Raw genomic sequence first — 17,836 nt, 5'->3', positions numbered from 1 at the left:
CAGAAAAACATCATGGAATATAGAACATTAGGAAATACCGGTTTGTCAGTCAGCACCATCGCATTAGGGTGCGAAGGTTTCGTTGGCAAAACAGAAGAACAGACATCTGTAGCAATGGACTTCGCCATCAGTAAAGGAATCAACTTTATTGATATGTATGCCTCCAACCCCGATTTACGCAGCAACATCGGCAAAGCGTTGACAGGCCGCCGCGAGCAATTTATCATCCAAGGGCATCTGTGCACCACCTGGGAAAACGACCAGTACCTGCGTACACGCGACATCGACAAGGCAATCGCCTCCTTCGAAGACCAGTTGGCACGCCTCGATACCGACTATCTGGATATCGGCATGATACACTATGTGGACAGCGAAGAAGACTTTCATGAAGTATTCAACGGTCCCGTTATCCGGCTGGCCCTGCGCCTGAAGGAAGAAGGCAAAATCCGCCACATCGGACTGAGCAGCCACAACCCCACCGTTGCACGTATGGCTGTGGAAAGCGGACTGATTGAAGTGCTGATGTTCTCCATCAATCCTTGCTATGATCTGCAACCGCCCACTGAAAACGTAGATGACTTATGGGCCGATGAAAACTATGCCCACTCCCTGCAGAACATAGATCCGGAACGGGAAAGGCTCTACGAACTGTGCGAAGAGAAAGGTGTAGGGCTCGATGTGATGAAGGTATATGGCGGCGGAGATTTGCTAAGTGAAACCAACTCACCCTTTGGCAAAGCTATGACTCCGGTGCAATGCATCGAATATGCACTGACCCGTCCGGCTGTTGCCTCCATCATGGTGGGGTGCAGAAGTTGTGATGAGATGCAGGCAGCCATCGACTGGTGCACCGCCAGCAAAGAAGAAAGAGACTACACCACCGTCATGGCAGGCATGGAAAAGTTCACCTGGAAAGGCCATTGCATGTATTGCGGACATTGCGCTCCCTGTTCCGTAGGCATCGACATAGCAAGCGTGAACAAGTACTACAACCTGACCATTGCCCAGAACGAGATACCCGAGACTGTGCGTGAACACTACAAAGCCCTCACACACCACGCCTCAGAGTGCATCCAGTGCGGACAATGCGAAACGAACTGTCCCTTCGGAGTCGCCATCATCGAACAGATGGAAAAGGCTGTGGAGAAATTCGGATATTAGCAGAGCGAACGTTGCTTTACTTTCCAGGCATAAAGCAACACCACGATAAACGAAAGCAACGGAACGATGAAAGAGAAAGACATATTGGTCTGATCAGCCACATACCCCATCATGAGCGGTCCTACCGCTCCTCCGATGGGGGACATCATCAGATAAGAAGACGCACGCTTCGTATAGTTACCCAATCCCCTCAATGAAAGAGCGAAAATCGTGGGGAACATAATAGCTTCGAACGCATATCCCAGAAACAGGGCTATCAACGACAAAATGCCCAGATCAAGAACCACCAAAGACGTACTGACCACCGTTCCTATCGCACAAACAAACAGCACTTTTTCTGCCCGGATATACCGCATAATCCAGCTACCGGCAAAACGTCCGCACATAAACAGTCCCAGACCACCGAACGAAAGTACTACAGATGCATCGCGGGCATTCATCCAGCCGTCATCCACCACATAATTAATAAAGAAGCTGTTGATTGATATTTCTGCAATCTCGTAGCAAAACAGGCTGATAATACCGAAGATAAACAGCTTGTGCGACCAAAGCCCGCGTGCACCGTTTTCTCCGACTTCTTCTTCATCAGCTTCATGAACAATCTCCGGCAGGCGTATCTTATAGAATGCCAGAGCAACTCCCAATACAATGATCCCCATCAGTGTGTAAGGCAATGATATATTGCTTTCGCCCCCTTCCGAGAACAATAACAATCCCCCGATAAGCGGACCGCAAATACAACCCAATCCATTGAATGACTGCGCCAGATTCAGGCGACTGGCAGCCGTTTCCCGATCGCCTAATTCCGTCATGTAAGGATTAGCCGCTGTTTCCAGAAAAACCAGGCCACAGGCTATGACAAACAAGGAGAACAGAAAAAAATTGAAAGACATCCAATATTCCCCAGGAATAAAAAGCAGGGAACCTATGCCATAAAGCAACAGACCGAAAACCACTCCTTTCCGGTAACCGTACTTATTGATAAACAGTCCGGCAGGAATAGCCATCACGAAATAACCCAGGTAAAACATAACCTGTACCCATGCCGAATGGGCACGTGTAATAATCAGCACATCTTGAAAGTGTTTGTTCAGCACATCTAATATCGCATGTGCAAATCCCCATAAGAAGAATAGGGAAGTTACCAGAATAAAAGGAATCTTATACTCCTTCTTTACTAAATTTTGCATACAGAACTTCTTTTATAAAGAAAGCCACTCAAGGTTTTCAGCGTGCAAAGATAGCCAAGAAGTTTCATAATACGACAGTTTCACTTAACTTTGTGCCCAAAATTCAAAATTATATAATGGAACACAGAAAACTGACAAGATATCTGATATCGCTGATAATGATCCTGATAATGGTAGGTTTAGCCGAATGGACCAACGAAAAGGAGATTCTGTTTCCGGAAATGACAGCATTGATCATCGGCCTGTTGATTATCGATAAGCGGGTATGGAATGTAAAACGTTGGCAAATTATCCTGCTTATGACTCTTGGGGCAGTAGCCGGTATCTGCATTGTCCGTTATTCACCCCTGCCCTATGTAGTTAATCTATGCGCCGCATTTGTTTTTGCAGGCGCCTCCCTTCTGATCAGTCGCGCTACACTGATTCCCTTAATATCAGCTTGCGTATTGCCCGTTTTGCTTCATACGGAAAGCATTATTTATCCAATAGCCGTATTTTCAATGTCAGTATCAGTAGTGCTTGTACAAATCATTCTGGAAAAATGCGGAATACGTAACCGGATGCCTAAATCTGTCTGCAGGAAACCCGGTAAGGAAGATATCATCAGGTGGCTGATATTATTCTGTTTTGTAGGTGCTTTGGCCGGATTGGCCGTCAGTATGGATTACCCTTATCTCATATTGCCCCCACTCATGGTGACTTTTGTAGAAATGGTAAACTCCAAAGCAGGATTCAAAAATCGCCCAACACAAGTATTTCTCTTTCTGGCTACCGCAGCCACTCTGGGCACTGTACTTCAAATTGTCGGTCACCACCATCTTCATCTACCGGAAAGTATCATTGCTTTAACCATTGCAGCTATCCTGTTCCTCATCTTCGAGTGGACAGGGAAATACTTTGCCCCTGCCGGAGCATTGGCATTCATTCCTATGCTATTACCCCAAGAGGGGCTGGGCTGGTTACCTTTGGAGGCTTCTATCGGAGCCGCCTTATTTATAACCATTGCCATGGTTGTCTTTCAAAAATGCTATAAATGGAATCGGGCACAACTCATCTTCTGTGCCACCCCAACCCTACTACGTGAATATATGAACCGTAAAAAGCGGAAAAAACAAATCGAATAAATTAAGAACAAGATGAATACATACATGGAAACCCCGCGCCTGATCCTACGTGATTGGAGAGAAGAAGACATCCCCGTCTTTGCCGGATTAAACAGCAACGATCAGGCAATGGAATTCTTTCTCAAAAAGCTATCTTATCAGGAAACTCTTGATTTCTACCACCGTATCCAACAAGAATTTGCAGCCAAAGGATACGGGCTATACGCAGTAGAAAAGAAAGAAGATCATTCTTTTATCGGCTACGTAGGACTGCATGCAGTTACATTCGATGTAGATTTTGCTCCTGCCATAGAAATAGGCTGGCGACTGATTCCCGAAGTCTGGAACAAGGGATACGCAACTGAAGCCGCTTCAGCCTGTCTGGAGTATGCAAAGACCGTATTGAAACTCAAAGAATTATACTCTTTCACCTCGCTTCCCAACAAACGTTCAGAGCGTGTGATGCAGAAGATAGGTATGGTAAAAACTAAAGAATTCGATCACCCGCTCGTGGAATCCGGACACCCTCTGCTCCACCATGTCCTATATAAGATAGAGTTTTAAATCCTCTAATGCTAACAAACAACAATTATCGCTTTTTTATTAATAAATTATGAATAAGAAGTTGCCATTCCCAACTATTGTATTACCTTTGTCACGGTTTGAGTTACGAATCGTTATCGTATAGTTCTCCTTTTTATATCTTATTAAGCAGACCTCTCCTTTAATTATCCCCTCACTCTTACTTAATATTTATTTAATCAAAATTTCAAATGAACATTTACATTTCAGGTTTAAGCTTTGGCATAAATGATGCTGACTTGAACGAATTATTCTCAGTGTATGGAGAGACCTCTTCAGCTAAAGTTATCATGGACAGAGAATCAGGAAGATCCAGAGGATTTGGCTTCGTTGAAATGCCAAACGATACAGATGGACAAAAGGCAATTGACGAACTTAACGGAGCAGAATACGATCAGAAAACTATCTCAGTAAGCGTTGCACGTCCCCGTGAAGAAAGACCCCGCAACAACGGCTATAATTCCAGACGTTATTAATGTCTACCCTACAACAAGAACAGGAGATCTGATCTTCTGCTCTTGCTTTTTTCAACCAAAATAGCAATACAAAGAAAAGAACATCGCTAAACGAATAGAATACCCGGAAGTATATTTATCCGCTTACAGTCTTATTACAATATCAGTTTTATGAAGCCATTTTTTATTGGAAATATAGAAATAAAAACACCTATCATACAAGGTGGAATGGGAGTCGGAATTTCATTGTCCGGCTTAGCATCAGCAGTAGCTAACGAAGGCGGCATTGGTGTTATTTCATGTGCAGGTTTAGGCCTGCTGTACCCTAAAGGCAAAGGCGACTATACCGAAAAGTGCATTTGCGGACTCAAAGAAGAAATCAGAAAAGCCCGCCAAAAGACCAAAGGAATCATCGGAGTGAATATCATGGTGGCCCTCTCCAATTATGCAGAGATGGTACGCACTGCCATAAGCGAAAAAATCGACGTAGTCTTTGCCGGTGCAGGACTTCCGCTCGACTTACCCCTATACCTGACACCGGAAAGCAAAACGAAGTTGGTGCCCATTGTATCTTCTTCAAGAGCGGCCAAGATTATATGCGACAAATGGCAGAAGAACTTTGATTATTTACCCGATGCCATAGTAGTAGAAGGTCCTAAAGCCGGAGGACATTTGGGCTTTAAGAGAGAACAGATACAAGATGAGAAATATGCTTTGGAATCCTTGATACCCGAAGTTGTAGCAATTGCAATGAGCTATAAGGAAAGAAAAGATATTCCTGTAATTGCCGCAGGTGGAATCTCTACAGGCGAAGATATTGCACGATTCATGCGATTGGGAGCTTCGGCCGTACAAATGGGAAGCATTTTTGTAACAACCCAAGAGTGCGATGCTTCACAAACCTTCAAAGAGGTTTATATCCACTCTAAGCCCGAAGACGTTCTCATTATCGAAAGTCCCGTAGGAATGCCCGGACGAGCCATTGATGGGGAGTTTATCCGTAATGTAGAGAAAGGACAGGAAAAGCCCAAATGTTGCTCATTCCATTGTATCAAGACGTGTGACTATCAGAAGAGTCCTTACTGCATCATCAAAGCACTGTATAATGCGGCCAAAGGGAATATGAAAAGAGGATATGCATTTGCAGGCAGTAATGCTTTTCTCTCCGAAAAAATACGCAGCGTAAAAGAAGTGATAACTACATTGAACAATGAGTTTCTTTTAGCAACCTGCCAATTAGCCCCAGCGAAAATGAAAACTTAAAAACAATTCAATATGATGAAAAAGAGTATTGTCCGACCAGAGACCAGTCAGTTAGCAGAAAACGCTCTTAAAGAGCATAAGAAAAAAGTTGGAGAAGTTATTCTTGTAGCAATTACTCCACGAACAACAATTAAGCTTCCGGCCAATCTATCTCAAGCTGAAATAGCCGAACGTGTAGAACTCTATAAAAAACTGCACAGTTCCAAAATATAATTCAGTTGATTTTTCATCGATTGACAATAATACAAAAGCCCTGAAGTTTCGCACTTCAGGGCTTTTTAAATCATTCGCCTATCAACAGTCTACTTACTGCAGCATTATTCATAGCCCATTCATTGGTGTAAGCCTCATAGGCTTCAAGAGTATCCATCATCCGGCATCACTGGTACGTTTCATGAAAAGTAATTTTCGTTCGGGCAGTCAGTTGTACACTGAGGATATCTAAGGGGGAGTCTGGTATCCGGATATCTCTATCCCCCTACTCCTGTCACTGTCTTCAGCAAATAACCTATCAGAAAACTGATTCCGGCCACGGAGAAGCTCAACACCGCCATCTCCGTGAAACGGTGCTTAAAGCTTTCATTACGGGCAATGGCATAATAATAGTTGAAAAAGGCTATAATCAGCAACGCCATCACCAGCATGATGCATAAAGCCAGAACAGGACTTGACAATAAGATAAACGGACCTACCAAAGCCACTACGGTTATGATATAAGCTATCCCCGTATAAATAGCTGCCTTAACCGGACGCTTATTATGAGTCTTTTCTGATTTAGTGGAAAGGTATTCGGAAGAAGCCATAGAAAGTGCCGCCGCAATCCCTGTAATGCTGCCGGTCAGCGCAATCAGTTTCGTATCATTCAGTGCCAGTGTGAAACCTGCCAATGCTCCGGTAAACTCCACCAAGGCATCATTCAGCCCTAGAACCACCGAACCCATATATTGCAAGCGCTCCTCATCTATCATTTCAATAAGCTTTTCTTCATGGTGCTGCTCATCCCGCGCCATCTCGGCAAAGTGTTCCATACTCGGGTATTGGGAATATACCCCACTCGTTTCTTTCTCTCCCAGTTCCAGACGACGAACGGCAAACGTAACACCCAGCAGACGCACTAACCATACATAAAAGCAGATTTCAAAACGATTAGGACTGACATCCTGATGAGTATAGCCTCGCAGTGTGGTGTAGTGCCTACTTTCATCCTCTGCAATACGTTGCAATATCTCCCGGTTATGAAGATCCTTTTCCTTTGCCGCTAACTTCCGGTATATAATACTCGACGTTATTTCCTCTTTCTGAAAACCAATCATCCTTTTTATCAATTCTTGTTCAGTCTCTTTCTCCATGCTCTTTATTTTAAGGATACACTAAATTATAAGTTATTTATCAGGTACAACAATTCAAGCAATAATTGTTTCCGGTCAGAATGTTTTTTTAATAAAACATAGAAAGCTGATCGGTACGCAGACTCTTCATTTCCCGTTCTTTAATCACTGCGTCCTTATCCACTTCTCCTATTAACATCGGAGAATCCTTATCGTGTTTACTCCGGTTAAATTTCGCCGTATTATAATTACCTTTAATAGCATAGCAATAAATGCAGCCATTAAGGCAGCTTTCATAAGTGCCGATGTCAATACTTTCCACACAACGGCAAATGTCCCGCTGATTCTTGTCTTTACGGGCAGTAATAGGATATCCGACAATTCGTTCAATCAACCTATTGTCAACGCACACTCCACCCGAAATACCCAAATGAGATAAGTCGACCTTTGTTGTACAAGTATCCAACTTCATCGAACATTCATCCGCAACCTTCTTAAATGAAATGGCCATTGAATCGATATCTTCCTTTATCAACGGCTCGATATGAAATTCACGGAGAGAGGAACGCACATGCGGATAATGATCAATAAAACCCAGCATACACTTTTCAGTATAGTCATGCAAAGCGAATGCCATTTCTGCAAATTTGTCCTGATGAAAAGCAACTGTGTATTGTTCATTCGTAAGAATAGGATCATATCGCCACACCACTTTCTCCCTTCCTATCTTATCAGAAAGGCGTTTGAATGTATCTATACGTTTTTGAAGTGGTGGCAGTTTACTTTCAAGTTCCGTTCCGTACGAATTCAGTGTAAACTGGAAATAGTATTTATAGTCCTGCAATCTGTCCAGTTTATCAATCATCGGTGCAGGATTCTTCGTCCAAAAGACAACGCAATCAATGACAGCAGGGTCCAGGTTGACCCTGCTGATCATATTAGGATTATACGGATTAGGTACCAGAACATACCTTTCTTTTATCCGGTTGAGAAACCACTCCGAATAAAAAGCAGGTATATCCGTCCTGCGACTGGCACTGATGATCATCTTCCTACCTCGCTATTCGTCGGAAGATGGGACCACGTAATCTTCTTTAATGAATTCGTCATATACCCTCTTGGGATGGTCAAAATGAGCCACACCTGTACGATCTTCATTAAAGTTCTCGCGCCGGAATTTTTTCAGTTTCAAATTGTCTTCAGCATACTCTCTGAGTTTCCTCTTTTCACTCCCGTACAAAGAGCTATCCAACACCTCAGACTCCAACAAACCTTCCCTGGGAGTGATGGTAGGCAATAGATTTTGTTCCAACAGTCCGCGATAAGCACCATTGTACTCACACCAAACATTATCGCCCAAAACAAACAAGCGATACGTGTAGTTTGACCATGCCGTCTTGATGGTAATCTCGCGGGCATAGATTTCTACTGTTGCCTCCGAATTGTAATTCGGATCACGGATGACAACCAACTTTCTGCCTGAAATATCCTCTTTTACTAAAGTTGTCCATCTCTCACAATTCAGGATCTCTTCGATAATTTCAGGTAGTTTTTCTCTAATTTCAAAATGTATTCTCATATTCTTTGCCTGTGGGTCAGGACTTTTTTACTACCCCCCAATTTGATATATGCCCCTAAAGATAACGAGAATTTGCCAGAAAAACAATAAAAAATCCGTTATCTATTTGCCATGCGATAGATATTTTCCATATCATCGCGATGTAAAACCTTCAAATTTCCGGTTGTTGCACTACCACCGGAACTGCATTTATCTGCCATGAGTTTGATTTCTTCGTCAGTGGCCTGCCGCCCTATCAGCTCGCAAATACTAACCGGCATCCCAATTGCGCGATAGAAATCTTCCATGGCTTCAATGCCTGCCAAAGCGGTATGTTCGGGTGATTTGAAATCATTCGTTACACCCATCACATTCACGGCAAACTGAGCGAAACGGGTTACATTCTCTTTGTAGACATACCGTGCCCAGCTTCCCCAAAGAGCTGCCAGACCTGCACCATGTGCTACATCGAATAGTGCACTCAGTTCATGTTCAAGCTGGTGTGTTGCCCAGTCACCGGTTGTTCCGCATCCTGTCAAATCATTGTGTGCCAAGCTACCTGCCCACATAATTTGGGCACGATGTACATAATTCTTCGGTTCTTTCAGTACTTCAAAAACGCTATCTTTTACCGTACGGAGAATACTTTCAGCAATGGCATCAGTCACCGTCATATCGTCATCATGAGAGAAATAACGTTCCATGGTATGCATCATAATATCCGTTACACCACAAGCTGTCTGATAGTTGGGCAATGTATAAGTCCATTCCGGATTCATCACAGCAAACTTGCAACGGCACAGGTTATTGGAATAACCTTTTTTCAAATCGCCGTCCTCATTGGTTATCACGGTACTGTTACTCATTTCACTCCCCGCAGCCGGAATTGTCAGCACGGTAGCAATCGGAAGGCAAGCTTGCGCATGGGCTCGTCCCATATAAAAGTCCCATACCTCCCCCTCATAAGGTACACCGAAAGCAATCGCCTTCGCAGAGTCAATCACACTACCGCCACCTACAGCAAGAATGAAATCAACCTTTTCTTTCCGGCACAGTTCAATACCCTCGTGCACTTTCGACAAACGTGGATTAGGAACCACCCCGCCCAGTTTTACGTAAGCAATGCCTTCCGCCTCCAATGCCCGGCATATTTTATCCAGTAAACCGGAACGCTCCGCACTCTGTCCGCCATAATGTACCAAAACTTTAGTGCCGCTATATTGCTTCACCAATTTCCCTGTTTTATCTTCCGATAATGCTCCAAACACAACCTGTGTGGGTGCATAGTAAATAAAGTCTTTCATCGTCAATTTCGTTTTTTTTATTCTGATACAAAGATAAGCATATTGAGGGTAGAAAGGTTCATAGAAACTATAACTTTTCATTATCTTTGCACCGTAATTACCGACTAACTAATCCGAGAATAAATATTATGGCATTTACCAACAACATTATGATTGTCCGCCACAGATTGCTGACAGAGCTGGTAAAACTGTGGAGGGATAACGAACTTGTAGAAAAAATAGACCGTCTTCCCATTGAATTGAGTCCGAGAAGATCAAAACATGCAGGACGCTGCTGCGTACATAAAGAACGCGCCGTGTGGAAATACAAATCACTGCCGTTGCTGGGACTGGATATGGAAGATGAAAAAGATGAATTAACCCCATTATCAGAGTATGCAGCACATGCACTGGACCGTGCAGAAAACGGAACGCCGAAAGATAACATCATGTGTGTGATTGATGAAGCATGTTCCGCCTGCGTACAAATCAATTACGAAATCACCAACCTTTGCCGCGGATGTACCGCCCGTAGCTGTCAGACCAACTGTCCGAAGAAAGCTGTCCATGTAAAGGAAAGCGGACAGGCATGGATAGACCATGATGAATGCATCAGTTGTGGCATTTGCCACAAGAGCTGCCCCTATCATGCTATTGTCTATATCCCAGTACCTTGCGAAGAGGCTTGTCCGGTGAAAGCTATCAGCAAGGATAAGAAAGGTATCGAACACATCGACGAAAGCAAATGTATCTATTGCGGAAAGTGTCTCAACGCCTGTCCATTCGGAGCAATTTTCGAAGTGTCACAGGTATTCGATATCCTGCACAAGATACGCAAAGGAGAAAAAATAGTGGCCATTGTAGCACCGTCTATCCTGGGACAATTCAAGACTACTATTGAACAGGTATATGGCGCACTCAAAGCTGTAGGATTCACTGATGTCATCGAAGTGGCTCAGGGAGCTATGGATACGGTCAGCAACGAAGCACATGAATTGATAGAGAAGTTGGAAGAAGGACAGAAGTTTATGACTACTTCCTGTTGCCCTTCCTACATAGAACTCGTAAACAAACATATTCCGGGCATGAAACCTTATGTTTCAGGCACAGGTTCACCGATGTATTATGCAGCACGCATTGTTAAAGAGAAACATCCGGACGCTAAAGTAGTTTTCATCGGTCCGTGTGTAGCCAAACGTAAAGAGGCCCAGCGTGATGAAGCTGTAGATTTTGTTATGACTTTCGAAGAAGTGGCATCTGTATTGGACGGACTGGATATTCAGTTGGAGCAATCGCAACCTTATACCATGTCGTTCGCATCCGTGCGCGAGGCACATGGATTTGCCCAGGCTGGTGGCGTAATGGGAGCAGTAAAAGCCTATCTGAAAGAAGAAGCTGACAAAATCAATGCCATCCAAGTAGCTAATCTGGATAAGAAAACCATCGGTTCATTGCGGGCGTATGCCAAATCGGGCAAGGCACCGGGGCAATTTATAGAAGTGATGGCATGTGAAGGTGGCTGTATCACCGGACCTTGTACGCACAATGAGATTGCCGCAGGTAAACGTCAGTTTGTACAAGAGTTGGCAAAACAAGAAAAGACGTATTGAAACCAGCGTAGCGCTGGAGCACGGAGAGAAAAAATCCGTGTGATCCGTGTCATCTGCGGATGAAAAATAAATAGCATGAAGAACTTGATTGATCAATTACATAACAAGCGGACGCTAAGTGCTGAAGAATATAAAGCACTACTCCTTTGCCAAGACGCAGATACTTTAAAGTATTTGCAGGAGCAGGCACGGGAGGTGTCACTTGAGCAGTTTGGCAATCGGGTATTTATTCGTGGACTGATTGAGATAACCAACCATTGCCGTAACAATTGCTATTATTGCGGTATACGGAAAGGAAATCAATCTGTTCTCCGTTATGAGTTGACACGGGAGGATATTCTGGAATGCTGTCGCGAAGGATATACTCTCGGTTTCCGGACTTTCGTCTTGCAAGGCGGTGAAACATCCTCCGTAAAAGATGGTTTTATCCTTGAAACTGTTACTGCTATACGTCGTGAGTTTCCGGATTGCGCCATCACACTATCATTAGGCGAAAAGTCCCGTGAGACTTACGAGCATTTCTTCCGGGCGGGTGCCAATCGATATTTGCTCCGCCACGAAACGCATAATGAAAAACATTACCATCATCTGCACCCCGATAAGATGTCTATCAGGCAACGCCTGCAATGTTTGGCATGGCTGAAAGAAATAGGATATCAGACAGGAACAGGTATTATGGTAGGTAGTCCGGGACAAAACACCGACCATCTGGTGGAAGACCTCCTTTTTATAGAACAATTTCATCCTGAAATGATAGGAATCGGTCCTTTTATTCCGCACCACGATACCCCGTTCGCAGCATGCCCGCCGGGAAGCATGGAGATGACTCTGAAACTTCTTTCCATCTTCCGGTTAATGCATCCGAAGGTATTATTACCCTCTACCACAGCATTAGCAACGCTTGCACCGGATGGACGAGAACGCGGAATACTGGCAGGAGCCAATGTAGTAATGCCCAACCTTTCTCCCCCGGAACAACGGAACAAATACTCACTTTATGATAACAAAGCCTCTTTGGGAGCCGAAGCTGCAGAAGGCTTACAACAATTAGAAGAAAAACTGACGGTTATCGGATACCGGATATCGAAAGAAAGAGGAGACTACTTATCACTAATCACTCACCCCTAATCACTAAAAAACGTGTATAATGTAAGTTCAAAACAGGCAGAAGAGTTCATCGATCACCAGGAGATACTGGATACGCTGGACTATGCCCGTACCAATAAAGACAACCGTGCCCTCATTGAGAGTCTGCTCGAAAAGGCAGCCTCATGCAAAGGTTTGTCCCATCGTGAAGCCGCTCTACTGTTAGAATGCGACCAGCCCGACCTGACGGAACGTATCTTCCATCTGGCACGAGAAATTAAACAAAAACTATATGGCAACCGCATCGTAATGTTCGCCCCGTTATACCTTTCCAATTATTGTGTGAACGGGTGCGTTTACTGCCCCTATCATGCAAAGAACCGCACTATCGCCCGCAAGAAACTGTCACAGGAAGAAATACGCCGGGAAGTGATTGCCTTGCAGGATATGGGACACAAACGTCTGGCACTGGAAGCCGGCGAAGACCCGCTACGCAACCCTATCGATTATATTCTGGAATCTATTCAAACCATCTACGGTATTCATCATAAGAATGGTGCTATCCGGCGGGTAAACGTGAATATTGCCGCTACAACGGTAGAGAACTATCGCCGGCTGAGAGATGCAGGTATCGGTACTTACATTCTTTTCCAGGAAACCTATCACAAGGGGAATTATGAGGTCTTGCATCCCACAGGCCCTAAAAGCAAGTATTCCTATCACACCGAAGCTATGGACCGTGCCATGGAAGGTGGTATTGACGATGTAGGTATAGGTGTATTATTCGGGTTGAATACCTATCGATACGATTTCGTAGGATTATTGATGCATGCCGAACATCTGGAAGCGGCATTCGGTGTCGGACCGCATACGATCAGTGTACCCCGTATCTGCCCAGCGGATGATATTGAAACAAAAGATTTCCCCAATGCCATTTCTGATGAAATGTTCTGCCGCCTCATTGCGGTAATCCGCATTGCAGTGCCTTACACCGGAATGATCATTTCCACCCGTGAATCGGAAGCTGTACGACGTAAGGTATTGGAATTAGGTATTTCACAAATCAGTGGCGGCTCACGTACCAGCGTAGGCGGATATGCCGTACCGGAAACGAAAGAAGAGAACTCGGCCCAATTCGATATCAGCGACCGCCGCACACTGGATGAAGTTGTAAACTGGTTGCTCGATCTGGGACATATCCCCAGTTTCTGTACGGCTTGTTATCGTGAAGGTCGGACGGGTGACCGTTTCATGTCTCTTGTCAAGCGGGGACAGATAGCAAATTGCTGTCAGCCCAATGCCTTGATGACTCTGAAAGAATATCTGGAAGATTACGCTTCACCCGAAACCCGGGAGAAAGGTATCCGCCTCATTCATGAAGAGATGGAACGCATCCCGAATCCGAAAATCCGGGAAATAGCTCTGCGAAACCTGCATGAGATAGAGGAAGGGAAAAGAGATTTCAGATTATGAATCAGACTCCTAATGCCAACCGCCTACACATCGCCCTCTTCGGACGGCGAAACAGTGGAAAATCCAGTCTTGTCAACGCCTTGACAGGGCAAGATACCGTTATAGTCTCCCCCACTCCCGGCACTACCACCGATCCTGTGACAAAAGCAATGGAAATTCATCCACTCGGTCCATGCCTTCTTATTGACACTCCGGGCTTCGATGACGAAGGCGAACTGGGAGAAATGCGCGTAGAACGCACCTTGAAAATAATTGGAAAAACCGACATCGCCCTGTTGCTTTGTGAAACCGGAGACGCACAGGAACAGGAATGGCTTCAACGATTGAAGGAACGAGGCATCCCTGTCATATTGATTCTGAACAAAGCTGATGTACGCCCCAATGCTACAGAGTTGGCAGAACAGATAAAAGCGGGCTGCGGGCAACCTCCCATCACCGTCAGTGCCAAAGATGGCACAGGTATCGAAGCTATTCACCACGCCATTCTGGAAAAGTTACCTGCCGATTTCGGAGAACAGACCATCACCGGGAACCTGGTAGCAGAAGGCGATGTAGTGGTGTTAGTCATGCCCCAGGACCTTCAGGCACCTAAAGGACGGCTTATCCTTCCGCAAGTACAGACAATCCGCGAACTTCTGGACAAGAAATGTCTGGTTATGAGTTGTACCACAGATAAGTTGAAAGATACACTACGCGCACTTGCCAATCCCCCCCAATTAATTATCACAGATTCGCAAGTATTCCACACCGTATACGAACAAAAACCGGCTGAAAGCCGGCTCACTTCTTTCTCCATGCTCTTTGCCGGATACAAGGGAGATATACACTATTATGTAGAAAGTGCATCCGCCATCGACCGGTTAACGGAACAATCCCGCGTACTGATAGCCGAGGCCTGTACGCATGCTCCACTGACAGAAGATATCGGCAGAGTAAAAATCCCCCGCCTGCTGCGTAAGCGAACAGGTGAAGGATTGCAGATAGATATTGTCTCCGGAAATGATTTTCCTGAAGATTTATCCCCATACAATTTGATTATCCACTGTGGTGCCTGTATGTTCAATAGAAAGTATGTACTGAGTCGCATTGAACAGGCACGTGCGCAACAAGTACCCATGACAAACTACGGAGTAGCCATTGCCCACCTCAACGGCATACTGAACAAGATCGTATACTAAGGGAAGACCTCCCACCCTACTAAGGAGAGACCTCCCGGCTCCCTAAGGGAAGACCTCTCATTCCCCTAAGGGAAGAGTTTATATACCGTCTGATATAATAAATTATACCGGGCGGTATATCTTTTTATACCGAGCGATATAAATAAATATACCGGGCGGTATAAATAAATATATCGAGCGGTATAAATAAAAATATCGGGCGGTATAACTGCTTATACTGCCCGATATATGAACTCTCCCCTTAGGCTACCGACAACTGTCTCCTTAGGCTATCGGCAACTGCTTCCTTATAACGGAAGCTACTCCAGTTCCTCCAGCACCTTCTTCACATCCACCGCCTGAAGCCTCCCGTACACCTTCTCTCCAATCATCACTACGGGTGCCAGTCCGCACGCTCCTACGCAACGCAGACAATCGAGTGAAAACTTCCCGTCCGGTGTCGTTTCTCCGACTTCGATGCCCAGCACGCGCTTGAATTCCTCAAGCAATTTCTCCGAACCACGTACGTAGCACGCCGTTCCCATACACACCGAAATAGGATGTTTACCTTTAGGAGTCATCGTAAAGAAAGTATAGAATGTTACCACACCATACACACGCGACACCGGAACATTCAGCTTTGCAGCAATCAGGCGCTGCATCTCTTCCGGCAGATAGCCGTGCAGATGCTGCGCTTCATGAAGTATATTGATAAGTTCGCCTGGCTGGTTGCCATGCTTGTCACAAATAGCACGCACTTGTTCGGCAACGTCACAGGCTAATTTGATATCTGACATAGTTTCTCCGTTTTAATAAGTTAGTCAATCGCCTTATTGAAATAATGCGTATGCAGCAACCGTTCCGCAGTCTCACTCAGCGGCCGTCCCAGATATTCCTCGTACAGAGTCTTGATGTACGGATTCTCGTGCGACTTGCGCAAAGGCTTCTGTGCATCTTCCCGATACAGTGCATTGGCACGTGCATACAGCACTTCCGAGTTGCCATGATGCAGCGGTTGTCCGCCACCACCGATACAGCCACCCGGGCATGCCATAATCTCAATCACATGATACTCATTCCGCCCGTGGCGAATATCTTCCAGCAGATGGCGTGCATTACCCAGACCATGGGCAATACCCACCTTCAGTTCAAAACCATCCAGATCAATCGTTGCACGGCGCACACCGGCCAGGCCACGTACTTGCTCAAAGTTTACATTCTCCAACGTCCGCCCGGTATAAATCTCATAAACCGAACGCAATGCCGCTTCCATCACACCACCGGTTGTTCCGAAGATGACACCGGCACCCGTTGAAGCTCCCATCGGATGATCAAATTCCTTATCCGTCAGTAGCGTAAAACCTACGTTAGCACGTCTGATAAGTCGTGCCAGCTCACGGGTGGAGATGGAATAATCCACGTCCGGACTGCCATCTGTCTTAAACTCATTGCGGTCGCACTCATACTTCTTCGCCAGACAAGGCATGATAGATACCACTACCAGCTTTTCACGCGGGATGCCCATCTTCTCCGCCCAGAATGTTTTGGCAATGCTACCGAACATCTGCTGCGGCGAGCGTGCCGTAGAAGGAATATCAAGCATATCGGGGAAATGATGTTCAAAGAAATTCACCCATGCCGGACAACAGGAAGTCAGGATAGGCAGGCGAACAGATTTATCCCCATTCATATAACGCGTCAGGCGATTCAATATCTCGGCACCTTCTTCCATGATGGTAAGGTCGGCGGCAAAGTCTGTATCAAATACATAATCAAACCCCAATTCACGAAGGGCGTACACCATCTTTCCCGTTACTAACGTCCCGGCAGGCAACCCGAATTCTTCTCCTAGAGCGGCACGGACGGCCGGAGCTGTCTGTACAATAACTACCTTATCCGGATTTTCCAGATCCAGCAACAGGCGGTTGGTATGATCGCGTTCCGTCAACGCCCCTACCGGACAAACAGCTACACATTGTCCGCAATAAGTACATTCACTGTCACTCATCATCTTATCGAAAGCCGGAGCAATCGTAGTATTGAAACCACGGCGAATGGCTCCCAAGGCGCCTACCGTCTGCACTTCATTGCATACACTCTCGCAACGCCTGCAGAATATACACTTGTCCATATTCCGCACAATGGACGAAGTGACTTCACGCTTACGAGGCGAAAGCTCCCCACCATTATAAGGCATCCGCCGGATATTGAAACGCAGCGCCAAAGTCTGCAACTCACAGTCGCCGCACTTCGGACAGGTAAGGCAATCATTCGGATGATCCGAAAGTATCAGCTCAGCTACTACCTTGCGGGCATTCATCACGCGCAGGGTACTGGTACGCACCACCATTCCTTCTGTACAACGGGTAGCACAGGCGGGAGCCAGATTACGGCGTCCTTCCACCTCCACGACACAGATGCGGCACGAGGCCGGATTATTCTTAACGCAAGTGCCCTTCAAATCAATATGACAAAGGGTAGGTATATCTATACCGATTTTCCGTGCGGCTTCCAGGATAGTCGAGCCTTCGGGCACGGTAATATAATGGCGGTCTATTTGCAGGGTTATTTGTTTCTCTTCCATTTT

17 protein-coding genes are annotated in these 17,836 nt (G+C 45.5%); 10 read left to right on the top strand and 7 right to left on the bottom strand.

Annotation, left to right across the window (positions count from 1 at the left end; genetic code table 11):
* Positions 1-12: 12 nt before the first annotated feature.
* On the top strand, positions 13-1,161 hold the full coding sequence (locus K6V21_RS16475; protein WP_224319307.1) for an aldo/keto reductase: 1,149 nt from the start codon (positions 13-15) through the stop codon (positions 1,159-1,161).
* On the opposite strand, the gene K6V21_RS16470 is transcribed toward K6V21_RS16475, so the two are convergent.
* The gene (locus K6V21_RS16470; RefSeq protein ID WP_217715585.1) at positions 1,158-2,351 is read right to left on the bottom strand and encodes a sugar MFS transporter; all 1,194 of its coding nucleotides are present in this window, start codon (positions 2,349-2,351) and stop codon (positions 1,158-1,160) included. The two genes, K6V21_RS16475 and K6V21_RS16470, sit on opposite strands and share 4 nt — an antisense overlap.
* A gap of 116 nt (positions 2,352-2,467) precedes the next feature.
* On the opposite strand from K6V21_RS16470, the gene K6V21_RS16465 reads away from it, so the two are divergent.
* The 5 genes from K6V21_RS16465 to K6V21_RS16445 all read left to right on the top strand — a co-directional run bounded on the left by K6V21_RS16465 (position 2,468) and on the right by K6V21_RS16445 (position 5,967).
* Entirely contained in the window at positions 2,468-3,475 is a 1,008-nt protein-coding gene (locus K6V21_RS16465) for an HPP family protein (RefSeq protein ID WP_224319306.1), read from the top strand.
* A 12-nt stretch (positions 3,476-3,487) separates the two neighbouring features.
* A complete protein-coding gene (locus tag K6V21_RS16460) occupies positions 3,488-4,018 on the top strand; it encodes a GNAT family N-acetyltransferase (RefSeq protein WP_224319305.1) in 531 nt (176 codons plus the stop codon).
* A gap of 209 nt (positions 4,019-4,227) precedes the next feature.
* Entirely contained in the window at positions 4,228-4,512 is a 285-nt protein-coding gene (locus tag K6V21_RS16455) for an RNA recognition motif domain-containing protein (protein ID WP_224319304.1), read from the top strand.
* Between the two features lie 150 nt (positions 4,513-4,662).
* The gene (locus K6V21_RS16450; protein WP_224319303.1) at positions 4,663-5,754 is read left to right on the top strand and encodes an NAD(P)H-dependent flavin oxidoreductase; all 1,092 of its coding nucleotides are present in this window, start codon (positions 4,663-4,665) and stop codon (positions 5,752-5,754) included.
* Positions 5,755-5,766: 12 nt separating this feature from the next.
* Entirely contained in the window at positions 5,767-5,967 is a 201-nt protein-coding gene (locus K6V21_RS16445) for a hypothetical protein (protein WP_224319302.1), read from the top strand.
* Between the two features lie 257 nt (positions 5,968-6,224).
* Here K6V21_RS16445 and K6V21_RS16440 read toward each other — a convergent pair whose 3' ends face one another.
* The 4 genes from K6V21_RS16440 to K6V21_RS16425 all read right to left on the bottom strand — a co-directional run bounded on the left by K6V21_RS16440 (position 6,225) and on the right by K6V21_RS16425 (position 9,944).
* Positions 6,225-7,103, bottom strand: coding sequence for a VIT1/CCC1 transporter family protein (locus K6V21_RS16440; RefSeq protein WP_217715590.1), 879 nt, complete (start codon positions 7,101-7,103; stop codon positions 6,225-6,227).
* An 88-nt stretch (positions 7,104-7,191) separates the two neighbouring features.
* Entirely contained in the window at positions 7,192-8,130 is a 939-nt protein-coding gene (locus K6V21_RS16435) for a DUF1848 domain-containing protein (RefSeq protein ID WP_224319301.1), read from the bottom strand.
* Between the two features lie 12 nt (positions 8,131-8,142).
* Positions 8,143-8,661 carry a hypothetical protein gene (locus tag K6V21_RS16430; RefSeq protein ID WP_007209901.1) on the bottom strand — a complete coding sequence of 173 codons (519 nt, stop codon included), beginning with the start codon at positions 8,659-8,661 and terminating at the stop codon, positions 8,143-8,145.
* Between the two features lie 98 nt (positions 8,662-8,759).
* Positions 8,760-9,944 (bottom strand): iron-containing alcohol dehydrogenase, encoded by a 1,185-nt coding sequence (locus K6V21_RS16425; protein ID WP_217715593.1) that lies wholly within the window; start codon positions 9,942-9,944, stop codon positions 8,760-8,762.
* A 128-nt stretch (positions 9,945-10,072) separates the two neighbouring features.
* Between K6V21_RS16425 and K6V21_RS16420 the strand changes: the two genes are divergently transcribed.
* The 4 genes from K6V21_RS16420 to hydF all read left to right on the top strand — a co-directional run bounded on the left by K6V21_RS16420 (position 10,073) and on the right by hydF (position 15,270).
* On the top strand, positions 10,073-11,533 hold the full coding sequence (locus K6V21_RS16420; RefSeq protein ID WP_217715594.1) for a monomeric [FeFe] hydrogenase: 1,461 nt from the start codon (positions 10,073-10,075) through the stop codon (positions 11,531-11,533).
* Between the two features lie 75 nt (positions 11,534-11,608).
* Positions 11,609-12,661, top strand: coding sequence for a [FeFe] hydrogenase H-cluster radical SAM maturase HydE (hydE, locus tag K6V21_RS16415; RefSeq protein WP_217715595.1), 1,053 nt, complete (start codon positions 11,609-11,611; stop codon positions 12,659-12,661).
* Positions 12,662-12,673: 12 nt separating this feature from the next.
* The gene (gene hydG / locus K6V21_RS16410) at positions 12,674-14,092 is read left to right on the top strand and encodes a [FeFe] hydrogenase H-cluster radical SAM maturase HydG (RefSeq protein WP_224319300.1); all 1,419 of its coding nucleotides are present in this window, start codon (positions 12,674-12,676) and stop codon (positions 14,090-14,092) included.
* A complete protein-coding gene (gene hydF / locus K6V21_RS16405; protein ID WP_224319299.1) occupies positions 14,089-15,270 on the top strand; it encodes a [FeFe] hydrogenase H-cluster maturation GTPase HydF in 1,182 nt (393 codons plus the stop codon). Before hydG ends, hydF begins: the two co-directional genes overlap by 4 nt.
* Before the next feature lie 299 nt (positions 15,271-15,569).
* Here hydF and nuoE read toward each other — a convergent pair whose 3' ends face one another.
* On the bottom strand, positions 15,570-16,046 hold the full coding sequence (nuoE, locus tag K6V21_RS16400) for an NADH-quinone oxidoreductase subunit NuoE (RefSeq protein WP_007665079.1): 477 nt from the start codon (positions 16,044-16,046) through the stop codon (positions 15,570-15,572).
* A gap of 20 nt (positions 16,047-16,066) precedes the next feature.
* Complete coding sequence (locus K6V21_RS16395; protein WP_224319298.1) at positions 16,067-17,833, bottom strand: NADH-dependent [FeFe] hydrogenase, group A6; 1,767 nt, start codon at positions 17,831-17,833, stop codon at positions 16,067-16,069.
* Positions 17,834-17,836: the final 3 nt, after the last annotated feature.

This window comes from Bacteroides cellulosilyticus, assembly GCF_020091405.1.
Classification (GTDB): Bacteria; Bacteroidota; Bacteroidia; order Bacteroidales; family Bacteroidaceae; genus Bacteroides.
This window is presented reverse-complemented; position numbering and strand designations above follow the sequence as displayed.

Coding starts and splice junctions, on each gene's coding strand:
- K6V21_RS16455 (WP_224319304.1), top strand. CDS start 4,228: ATGAACATTTACATTTCAGGTTTAAGCTTTGGCATAAATGATGCTGAC.
- K6V21_RS16440 (WP_217715590.1), bottom strand. CDS start 7,103: ATGGAGAAAGAGACTGAACAAGAATTGATAAAAAGGATGATTGGTTTT.
- K6V21_RS16450 (WP_224319303.1), top strand. CDS start 4,663: ATGAAGCCATTTTTTATTGGAAATATAGAAATAAAAACACCTATCATA.
- K6V21_RS16435 (WP_224319301.1), bottom strand. CDS start 8,130: ATGATCATCAGTGCCAGTCGCAGGACGGATATACCTGCTTTTTATTCG.
- hydF (WP_224319299.1), top strand. CDS start 14,089: ATGAATCAGACTCCTAATGCCAACCGCCTACACATCGCCCTCTTCGGA.
- K6V21_RS16395 (WP_224319298.1), bottom strand. CDS start 17,833: ATGGAAGAGAAACAAATAACCCTGCAAATAGACCGCCATTATATTACC.
- K6V21_RS16445 (WP_224319302.1), top strand. CDS start 5,767: ATGATGAAAAAGAGTATTGTCCGACCAGAGACCAGTCAGTTAGCAGAA.
- K6V21_RS16475 (WP_224319307.1), top strand. CDS start 13: ATGGAATATAGAACATTAGGAAATACCGGTTTGTCAGTCAGCACCATC.
- K6V21_RS16460 (WP_224319305.1), top strand. CDS start 3,488: ATGAATACATACATGGAAACCCCGCGCCTGATCCTACGTGATTGGAGA.
- K6V21_RS16465 (WP_224319306.1), top strand. CDS start 2,468: ATGGAACACAGAAAACTGACAAGATATCTGATATCGCTGATAATGATC.
- K6V21_RS16425 (WP_217715593.1), bottom strand. CDS start 9,944: ATGAAAGACTTTATTTACTATGCACCCACACAGGTTGTGTTTGGAGCA.
- K6V21_RS16430 (WP_007209901.1), bottom strand. CDS start 8,661: ATGAGAATACATTTTGAAATTAGAGAAAAACTACCTGAAATTATCGAA.
- nuoE (WP_007665079.1), bottom strand. CDS start 16,046: ATGTCAGATATCAAATTAGCCTGTGACGTTGCCGAACAAGTGCGTGCT.
- K6V21_RS16470 (WP_217715585.1), bottom strand. CDS start 2,351: ATGCAAAATTTAGTAAAGAAGGAGTATAAGATTCCTTTTATTCTGGTA.
- hydE (WP_217715595.1), top strand. CDS start 11,609: ATGAAGAACTTGATTGATCAATTACATAACAAGCGGACGCTAAGTGCT.
- K6V21_RS16420 (WP_217715594.1), top strand. CDS start 10,073: ATGGCATTTACCAACAACATTATGATTGTCCGCCACAGATTGCTGACA.